3 protein-coding genes are annotated in these 1,643 nt (G+C 44.0%); all 3 read right to left on the bottom strand.

Going from position 1 to position 1,643, the window contains the following annotated elements; all coding sequences use genetic code 11:
• Positions 1–17 precede the first annotated feature (17 nt).
• The gene (locus MICAI_RS15935) at positions 18–326 is read right to left on the bottom strand and encodes a DUF2442 domain-containing protein (RefSeq protein WP_002804492.1); all 309 of its coding nucleotides are present in this window, start codon (positions 324–326) and stop codon (positions 18–20) included.
• The gene (locus tag MICAI_RS15940) at positions 307–543 is read right to left on the bottom strand and encodes a DUF4160 domain-containing protein (RefSeq protein ID WP_039900313.1); all 237 of its coding nucleotides are present in this window, start codon (positions 541–543) and stop codon (positions 307–309) included. Before MICAI_RS15940 ends, MICAI_RS15935 begins: the two co-directional genes overlap by 20 nt.
• A 350-nt stretch (positions 544–893) precedes the next feature.
• Positions 894–1,643: NYN domain-containing protein (locus MICAI_RS15945; protein ID WP_039900315.1), on the bottom strand; the 750-nt coding region annotated here is incomplete at its 5' end.

The raw sequence follows: 1,643 nt of genomic DNA on the forward strand, positions 1-1,643 counted from the left end.
TCGAGTGCAGTGATTTGTTAGATGATCGCTTCTCGATTATTTAACCAACGCTGAAATGATTTTTGACTTTCCCCTGATGGTTGGCCAAGAATTAAGTTTTTAACACTAATGTCTTCATCTAGTTGATTCCAGTGGATTCCATTGCCACCGGCGATAAAACGATAGTCATTACGCTCCTCAGTTGAGCCATGCTGAAGACGGGGATACCATGCCAGGGGAACAGATAGGGTGCGTCCGTCAGATAAATCTACAGTAAGCGCATCATCTGTGATGGCTAATTGCTGAATAGCGAGGGTTTCAAATAGCTCAGTCGTTAAAGAAATCATGCCAGCCTGCTAACAATTGCTCTTGGTTTTCTTGCACAAGTTTTTGAATGCGGTTAATTTCAGTGCGGTTAAATCCTCGGTTACTTTGAAGGCGCACCGGCTGAAGCCAGAATTTAGCAATCTCTCGATCTCGTTCAACATGGATGTGCGGTGGCTCATTGCGATCGCCTGCATAGCAAAAGAATCGGTATGAACCAACGGTTAACAGCGTCGGCATTCAAAGGTTTTGCTCTAAATATCTCAAACATAGCTGAATGCCGGGCTGACTGTCAATCTGTGAACATTTCCCTCTAGGTCAAAGGCTGTTTAGGGTCGAGAACAATCAAATGTTAGCACTCGCACCAACGGATCTGCATCAGAAGCCGCCACATCAACAATTTGATTCTGACGGTTTCAGATCACAGAGGCCCTGTATATTTCAAAAACGACTTCGCTCCCCTCACCTAATCTACCAATGTCGCAGTAGTGCCAGGGTAAACCAAAAAATCAATGACCATGGTGTGTTCCCCAAAATCGATCGCTGCAGCGGTAGGACTCGCATCAGGGAACGCACCTACCAGATCTGCACTACGTTTTTGGAGTAGTGCCATTCTTTTGCTTGCTCCTCACGAAGACTGTCTTATTTTTTCGCTGAATCTCGAATAAGTCAATAGCCTCGAACAGGCCACTCAACTTTGCATATCCGTAGTTGCGTGGGTCAAAAGATGTCTGATTTGCTATGTGTCCGCCAATCTCTGCCAAATTCGACCAACCATCATCGTCTAGAGTGCTAGAAACAGCGCCCCTCAATAAACTGATTAATTTGGTGTCTTGCTTCAACTCTTTACCAGTTTTCTTCACACTTGCAGAAACTTTGGAAGTCTCCTCAGAATTTACTGCTTGATCAATAGTTTCTAGGTATAAAAATGTTGAACACGCATAAACAAAAGGCAATGGTGTTTTCTTCTCGCCAAATCCATAGACTTTTAAGCCATTTGTCAAAATTCGCATCACTAAAGGAGTAAAGTCACAATCGCTCGACACGATTGCAAAAGCATCCAACTGTTGTGTATACAGCAAATCCATTGCATCAATAATCATTGCAGCATCAGTAGCATTTTTGCCCTTCGTATAGTCGAACTGTTGGACGGGGCGAATAGCGTATTCGTGCAAACACTCCTCCCAAGCTTTCAGCGCAGGACTTTTCCAGTTTCCGTAAGCCTTACGAATATTGGCAACTCCATACTTTGCAATTTCAGAGACGATCGCCTCAATTTTTGATGCAGGGGCGTTGTCTGCATCAATCAGCAGTGCAATTTTTGATTCTGATTGACGCCA

The sequence above is a fragment of the Microcystis sp. T1-4 genome (assembly GCF_000297435.1).
In the GTDB taxonomy this organism is placed as follows: domain Bacteria; phylum Cyanobacteriota; class Cyanobacteriia; order Cyanobacteriales; family Microcystaceae; genus Microcystis.

Bases quoted from the DNA above. Each gene is read 5' to 3' on its own strand.
- MICAI_RS15935 (WP_002804492.1), bottom strand. From the start codon at position 326: ATGATTTCTTTAACGACTGAGCTATTTGAAACCCTCGCTATTCAGCAA.
- MICAI_RS15940 (WP_039900313.1), bottom strand. From the start codon at position 543: ATGCCGACGCTGTTAACCGTTGGTTCATACCGATTCTTTTGCTATGCA.